At 49.5% G+C, this 7417-nt stretch carries 7 protein-coding genes; 3 read left to right on the forward strand and 4 right to left on the reverse strand.

Features of this window, described 5'->3' with window-relative positions; translation table 11 throughout:
* The 3 genes from VBE63_RS22550 to VBE63_RS22560 form a co-directional block, all read left to right on the forward strand.
* Window positions 1-499 (forward strand): DUF4351 domain-containing protein (locus VBE63_RS22550; protein WP_323685264.1); only part of this gene is annotated, 499 nt, incomplete at its 5' end.
* A 7-nt stretch (window positions 500-506) separates the two neighbouring features.
* Window positions 507-1172 (forward strand): hypothetical protein, encoded by a 666-nt coding sequence (locus VBE63_RS22555; RefSeq protein ID WP_323685265.1) that lies wholly within the window; start codon window positions 507-509, stop codon window positions 1170-1172.
* Window positions 1172-3628, forward strand: coding sequence for a Stf0 family sulfotransferase (locus VBE63_RS22560; protein ID WP_323685266.1), 2457 nt, complete (start codon window positions 1172-1174; stop codon window positions 3626-3628). The genes VBE63_RS22555 and VBE63_RS22560 overlap by 1 nt, the downstream gene beginning before the upstream one ends.
* A 594-nt stretch (window positions 3629-4222) precedes the next feature.
* On the opposite strand, the gene VBE63_RS22565 is transcribed toward VBE63_RS22560, so the two are convergent.
* The 4 genes from VBE63_RS22565 to VBE63_RS22580 all read right to left on the reverse strand — a co-directional run.
* Window positions 4223-4990, reverse strand: a complete 768-nt coding sequence (locus VBE63_RS22565; RefSeq protein ID WP_323685267.1) for a DUF3825 domain-containing protein — start codon at window positions 4988-4990, stop codon at window positions 4223-4225.
* Window positions 4991-5087: 97 nt separating this feature from the next.
* On the reverse strand, window positions 5088-5852 hold the full coding sequence (locus tag VBE63_RS22570) for a TylF/MycF/NovP-related O-methyltransferase (RefSeq protein WP_323685268.1): 765 nt from the start codon (window positions 5850-5852) through the stop codon (window positions 5088-5090).
* Window positions 5853-5874: 22 nt separating this feature from the next.
* Window positions 5875-6807: a hypothetical protein gene (locus VBE63_RS22575; protein WP_323685269.1), complete on the reverse strand. Its 933-nt coding sequence runs from the start codon at window positions 6805-6807 to the stop codon at window positions 5875-5877.
* Window positions 6807-7417, reverse strand: a 611-nt coding sequence (locus tag VBE63_RS22580) for a class I SAM-dependent methyltransferase (RefSeq protein WP_323685270.1), incomplete at its 5' end; no start/stop codon positions are given. The genes VBE63_RS22575 and VBE63_RS22580, both read right to left, overlap by 1 nt.

The raw sequence follows: 7417 nt of genomic DNA on the forward strand, positions 1-7417 counted from the left end.
ACTGCTCGCCACCTTTTTGCCGTATCTGATCGAAGACCCAGCACGCTTGCGCGAACAAGCCCCCATCGCCTATGGTCACATTCAACAAGCCCCGCTGTCCGACAGTGCCCGCCGCCAGTGCCTCGATGTCTTCCAATCCTGGCTGATGGCGCGTTTTCAGGACCAGACGTTAGAGGAGATTCTCGTCATGCTCGGTGAACTGACTCCCCTTGAACAGACCCGTGCCTATCGGGAGATTGTGGCGAAAAACCAGCCGATTTGGCAGGAAGAAGGCCGGAAGGAAGGCCGCCAAGAAGGCCGCCAGGGCGAAGCCCAACGGGTGGCCCTGCGCCTCCTGCGCCGTCGCCTCGGCACGCTGAGCAAGGCGCAACAAGCGCGCATCCAAGCGCTATCCGTCGACCAGCTCGAAGACCTCATCGAAGCGCTACTCGATTTCAGCGCCATTGCCGACCTTGAGACCTGGCTCGCCGCGCATCCCACACGCCAACCGAACGCCTGAGCAAACCGTGCCGCCCCACTGGACCCTCAACCTCAACAACGGCCTCCAGGTCAACGTACCGGCCGAGCTCGACAACCCGGTCACCCTGACGCTGCTCGAGTATGAAGACTGGCCCGAGCCCGAACATGCCTTCCTGCGCCAGCTCATCCAACCCGGCATGCGCCTGTTGGATGCCGACACCGGCTTGGGGCTGGACGCGCTCGCCATGGCGCAGGGCCTGAACGGAGCAGGGCAGCTGATCGCCCTCAACCCCGATCCCTTGTTCGCGCGCTCAGTGGCGGACAACGGCCTGCAAGCGGTGATCCAGACGCCCACGCCAAGTCAGGCGCCGGCCGAGCCGGTCCAGCCGGCCCCCGAGCGGGCCGCTGGCGAAGGCGCGTACGATCTCATTCGCCTTGGTGCCGAGACCCCGCTCGATCCGCGCTGGCTGCAAGCCGCCGAGGCTGATCCTGAGTCTGATCCGCTCCTCATGCTCCCCAACACACACCCATCGCTCCCCGCCCTGCAGGCCGCCGACCTCGACCTCGACCTCTACCGGCTGATTCCGGCCCTCAACGCCCTGGTGGCCGTTGCCGAGGAGGCAGACGACGAAAAACCAGCTATCCTTTTTGCCTGTCGAACCTCCCGCGCCGCCTGGCTGCGCGAACAGGGGCGGTTGATCCCAACTGACTGATGAAACCCAGCACACCCGCCATGCCCGCCGCACCCCTCTGGCCGCAAGCACTCAGCCGCTATCCCTTCGCTGCCGCGCTACTGCCCGGCTGGCGCGACGCCACCGCCGAGCTGCCCGAGGCCTACAGCGCCGCCCTGGATGCCGCCCTCGCGGCCTTCGACCCGGAGCGCCCGCTGAGCGAGCGGTATCAGCAGCTCCGCGCCAGCCGTGCCCGACTCGCCGAGCTAGCCGCTGCTGGGGATCAGCACATCGCCACGCAACTGCTGCGCCTGCGGGTGTTGAGCGCCTTCGGCGAGCCACAGGCAGCCCGACAGCTGAGTCGCGCACTGTTAGCGCAGCGCGAGCACGCCGCCCAAGCCACGCCATCCCCAAGCGAGCGCTCAACCCAGCCGACCAGCCACCACCCACAGGATCAGGCCGCCGCCCTGCGCAAGCGGCCCTTTCTGCCCAGTTGCGCCCGCTTCGACGCGTGCCCGCCGCCAGCAGGGGACGGCGCCGAGGGCGACACCGACGACCTCGCCGCCTGGCTGAACGCCCAGCTGCTCGAGACCGACATCCAACTCAACGCCGAGCGCCGCCATGCGCACCCGCAAGCCGAACTCGCGCGCCTAGCGCAGCGCCGCAAGCTGCCCGAGGCTGGCATTGAAAGCGAGCGCATGCTGGCGTTGGCTGCGCTACGGTCGGGGAAGAAGATCACCATCAAGCCGGGGAGTCGCTTGCTGCAGGAGGGAAGCAATCTTCTTATCTGGGAACACATCGGCGGCATGGTTGATACGCAGGTCGATGCCACGACCAGAACGCTAACCTCGAAAATAGAGACAGCCTCATCCGTACGCGGTTTATCGGATATTCCTCCGCCTCCAGAACCAATTCCCGAAAACGATCATGTGCACGGAGAACCGGTTGTTACCGTGCTTTGTTTAACATACAACCATGTCAATTTTATCGAAGATGCAATTAAAGGAATTGTTGGCCAAAAGACCAGTTTCCCTTTTGATGTGCTTATCCATGATGACGCGTCAAATGACGGCACGCAAGCTATCATAGAGCGCTACGCCGCACTGTATCCTCGCATCATTAAGCCTGTATACCAAAAAGAAAATCAATATTCGAAAAATATTAACCCTACTAGACTTATGTTGCCATTGGTGAAGGGAAAGTATACTGCGATTTGTGACGGAGACGATTATTGGGTAGACCCGAATAAGCTGCAAAAGCAATACAGTTTCATGAGGAGAAACCCAGGCTATTCATGCTGCTATCATGATGCCTTCATCTTCAATGAAAAAGGTATGGTCAAAAAGTCAAAGCTTCCCGAGCAGCACAAAAAAGATTTCTCTAAAAAAGAGCTTTTACTGAATCAGTGTTTTGTTTTAACGATATCTCTTTTCTATCGAACCGCTTGTAACGATAATCCACCAGAACTCGATCAGGTCAAGAACGGTGACAACCTGTTTCTTTCAATGCTGGGCCTGCATGGAAAAGGAAAATATCTTGCTGGGGTTACGCCAGCTGCTTATCGCATTCATGGTAACTCAGTCTGGTCTAGCAGAACTGCGAGACAAAAACAGGACATGATCGCCATAACGTTTGAAGGCATAGCGCGTTATCACGAAAGGCAAGGCAACCAAGAGGCAGCGGTTTATTACAGACACCCGAGTAAAACGACAACAGAAAAACGCAGCGTTTACTTACAGATCGGCTCTTTCAAAGAGCCATCAAAGGACAGTATTTCTCAAGCAATGTTCGATTTTGAGCGGACTGAGCAAACGCCGAAACTGATCTGCATTATTGCCTCAACACCGAGATGCGGTAGTACGTTCCTTGGGCAAGTTCTACAGAGTCAGGGTTATGCAGTCCCTCACGAATACCTGAATACAGTGCATATCCCTTATCTTGCTCATCGTTGGGGTTTGATTAGAGATAAAAAAGTGGAACTAAACGAATATCTGAGAGCTTGCTTCAGATGGAGAACAAACCCGCAAGGAATTTTTTCGCTCAAAGCGCATTGGAGTCAATTTCAGCCTTTTCTCGAAAAAGGCATTATTGTTCCTTGGTTAAAAAATTCGCGTTTTATTTACATTCGCAGGAAAGATCTACTAGGTCAGGCGATAAGCTACGAAATTGCGAGCCAAACAGGGAAATGGGGTTCTATGGAGAGGCAATCGAGGGAGCCCGTATATGATGGACAATCAATCGAAAGAAGACTAAAAAATCTTGCGCAACAAAATATGGCTTGGTCAGTCTTTTTTGCTAAAAACAATATCAAGTGGGTAGAGGTCAACTATGAAAGCTTTATTGAAGAGACCGAGAAAAGCTTGGCGTGTATAAAAAAAGAAATTACTCCAGAATTCGAGTTAGAAAAATGTGAAGAAAAGAAGGGTAGCAGTGAGATGAAAATTCAAAGAAACGCTGTTAATGACAAATGGCGTGAGCTTTTTTTAAATAAGGTGTAATGCTGCCTCCCTCTATTTGTCCTGACTTGAAGATAAGAGCATTCTTGTAAGTCTCGACTTATGGGTCAGTTTTGTGTGGCGAGCTTGCGCTACTTTACGGGGAAGTACGCTAATCACGTACAGCAGTTGCTAGCCCAGGCTTTTCCAGGATATGATTACTTGTTAAAATCATATCCCGATTACGACGTTATCTATATTGAGGTCTACTATGTCAAGTTGAGTGGAAGCGGGTATTGGCAATCGAAAAGATGAATTTGAGCAAACCTGCGACAAATGTGGAGCCATATTTAGGGTCGTGTGCCCAGGTCAAAAGGGGCACGAAGAGTCAGAAGAGTACTATTGTCCCGAGTGCAAAAAGGAGTTTAGGTGCAGGGCATCTTTAACACCGAGGGTTACGCTTATATCTAAGCGTACTGACGATCATAATCAACAGCCTTCATAACCCAAGAGTTGGCCTTGATAATAACTGCGGCTAATACCTAGCGAGCATGTCCGGAAAGCTGCCAGATAATCTAAAATATACAGCAGCTTAGGCTTCTTGGCGTTGTCCCTCAGCCTAAGGTGCTCAAAGTTATGATCAAGGCCCGAGATAGTTTATGGTTGTAGCCAATCTCGATCTGGTCGTGTTAACTGACGGGCATTGTTATAAGCCATATCAAGCGTGAGGCATGTTGAAGCTCGGTAAAAAGTGCTATGACGCTCAACTACGAGTGCTAAATCTGCCTTGTGTGGATTGCTAAGGCAAAGCGGAAGTAGTAGCTGGATTTGAGAATGATAATACTGTGGGATCGCCGTTTTGTAATTTCTTCTCACCCGTTCTCTAGAATTGTCAACTGAACCTTTTAGTAAGGTTTGTAGCTGATAGTTGTCCATTTGCCCATAGGGATCAGGAAATCTTGCCTTGTTTTCTTCAACTATATGCTCAACGTTTACTCTGAAATCTTTTCTAGTATCAAAAACGAGGCAGGACGGATCATCAAAATAATGTGCAATTTCCGGAAGCTCTGGAAATCGATTGAGTTCCCACCGTCCACGACGAAACCATCCTTTGAAAAACCAAGGCTGAGCTTCACCATGTCTGTTAACTTCAAATGAAGCATATATAGGCTCTTGAGATTCTGTGACTAGGCCTGTATTAAAGCAGGCATATTGCCCATCCTCGGAAAGAGCAATTTTGTTTTCTTCTGCGATACGTTTATATGTGAAACGCACGTAATTGAATAGCACCGGGTTAGGGTGGTTGCTCACAGTGTAATTGTAATCCCAGTCTTCCTTTTCCGCTTCATCAACAAGCCTGCTTATCTGAAGGTTTGGGTCAGGAAAAAAAGCAAATTCGTAAAAATCCTGAGGCCAAGTACTCAAAGTATTAACTCCAGTTTGTGGTTAATGGGTTATCCCGCATACATTGCAGTGAGTTTCAAAGCCTATTTCCTTTTTTCCATTAGAAATGGGTAGAAAATTAGGCATTGACTGGTTCAGTTTCTGTATGATTGCTCGTTTTCAAAAAATAACCGCTTGGTATATTTGAAAACGAAAATCTTTTTAATTTTGGAAAATAGTTAAATGTCGAAAAAAGCTCTTCGATAGCTTGACTTTCACCAGACCACGGAGTCTGTCCATAGCCATTGAAGGCCACCACACCGCCTGGAACTACTAGTGGATAAAGATACTCTATCGCTGTTTTAGTTGGCTCGTACAGATTTGCATCCAAGTATAATAAGCATAAGCGTAGGCCGTTATTTTCGTTGACAAATTTTGGCACGGTCTCTTTTATGTCACCAGGGATAATTACTGATCGCTCAACACCCTTGAGTAAATTATCAGAATTATGAAGATTGTTTAATTTTATCAAGAATTCACTATTTGATTTCAATGCATGATTTTTATCTTCAATAAACTGTTTGCTAATGCCGTCTTCTTTAGTGAAGCGGGAGTAGCCTGAAAAATCATCGAATCCGTATACTTTTCTGACTCGATCGCCTGTGCAAAACGATTCAAGAAAATGTGCCCAAGTAAAAAGACCAGATCCGTAATACACGCCGATTTCGCAAATTGATCCTGGCAGATGCTGTACTAACTTAAAAATTTCATAATGCGCTAGAAGTCGAGGCATGTCTCTGCGTTGAATGAACGCTAAGTAGTGTTTCAATATCTCAACTTTTGAGATGTTATAAGCATCTAGTAATTCATCTAGCTCGCTTTGGAAGTTATCTTCGTATTTCATTGTGAAAACCTAATTTTAATTTTTAAGCGTAAGCTAAGCAAAACCCTGCCGAGCCAAAATCGTTACCATTAAAAAATATAAGTTTTTTTTTGTTGGCTTCTAGCATTGCTGCATAAGCTAGCATTTTATCAAACCCCACTTCATTTTCTATAGCAATAATAAGACTATTGTCAATCCTGCACCAAGAGCTATCGGGATTTCGGTAAGCTAAACCTAAACGGTAGGAATCACTTCCACCACCACGAAAATCCTTACTGCCCCGATAGCAGTAAGTCATCATCTGCTGATCAGATTCCCACCAAACCCAAGGTCTGGTGATAGCTTCAAGTGGATTTTGTTGCAGAATCGCTGGTACGTCTTCTGTGCTCCATAGTATTCCATCGCATGACCTAGCATGCTTGATGTCATAAGTTGGCTCAAATTTCCCATCAAATTGGACCCAACTCGTACCCGAACAAAACCACATATCCCACTCGCCGTTCTCCTGCGAAACATAGGGGGATGTTGCGGAGTAAGGGTTTCTGGAGTCTCGACTTAGCAAAGGACCTTTAGAATACTTGCGAAATGTACGTCCATCATCTTCGCTAATAGCTAGTCCGGTCGAATTGACATAGGGTACAGAGCCACCCCGCGACCAACCGCTGTAATATAGATAAATGGCTCCATCAACGCGTAATGCACAACTAGGCATGATGCCATGTTCATCGAATGTACCAGGTTCACCTAATGGTAAGATCGGTTCAGGACAGATGTAGAGAACCTGCGTTGGATCTTCTGCGTCCAGATCAACGTAGGATGTTAAGCTCAAGCCTGGTTCTGGACGCGATGAAAACCACACCCGAATAAAACCATCATACAATAAAGGCGTAGGAACCTGTGCATGCGTCCGCATCCAATCAGGCCCTTGTTCTGGACTAAAAACTAGCCCTAATGTTTCCCATTGCAGTGCTTGCATCATTCCTCCAGATCGCGGGCAGCGGCGGCTCGAACAACGTCATCGAGCCAGCGATGCATACTGACACCCCGCTTAGCGATTGCTTTTTGGGCGAGCGCCTTAGCTTCAGATGTTACTCCTTCGAGTTGACCCTGATAGCGGGTTCGCAGGGTACCGCCCCGGGGGCCAGGAATTTCCAGGTCGAACTTAGCTGTTGGCTCGCCGTCGCCAACCGTGAAGTCGATAAAATAAAAAACACCGCCTATCAGCCAGCGCAGATGAACTTGGCGGGCGCTGACGGGAAGTTGCTGCAGCGGTAATTCGGCAAGGAACTGAGGGTTGGTCGTGGCAAGTATTTTGGCAAAGTCGGTTTGACGCAGCCAAGGCGGCATACTTTCATCGCCAACCGCGATACGCCCGCCTATTTTAGTCACGCGTGCCATTTCGGTAAGGCTGCGCTGAATATCGGCAAATTCGCCGAGCGCGCCAAAGCTATAGACAGCATCGAAATAATTATCAGGATAAGGTAAAAACCCTGCGTTTCCTATCGAGAATTCAAGGCTAGGCTTAGCGCCATTGAGGCGGTTTCGACAAAATTTCACCATTCCAGGTGCAATGTCTTGCAAAAAAT

This window comes from Lamprobacter sp. (genome assembly GCF_034860625.1).
Taxonomy (GTDB): domain Bacteria; phylum Pseudomonadota; class Gammaproteobacteria; order Chromatiales; family Chromatiaceae; genus Lamprobacter.

Bases quoted from the DNA above. Each gene is read 5' to 3' on its own strand.
- VBE63_RS22570 (WP_323685268.1), bottom strand. From the start codon at position 5,852: ATGAAATACGAAGATAACTTCCAAAGCGAGCTAGATGAATTACTAGAT.
- VBE63_RS22560 (WP_323685266.1), top strand. From the start codon at position 1,172: ATGAAACCCAGCACACCCGCCATGCCCGCCGCACCCCTCTGGCCGCAA.
- VBE63_RS22575 (WP_323685269.1), bottom strand. From the start codon at position 6,807: ATGCAAGCACTGCAATGGGAAACATTAGGGCTAGTTTTTAGTCCAGAA.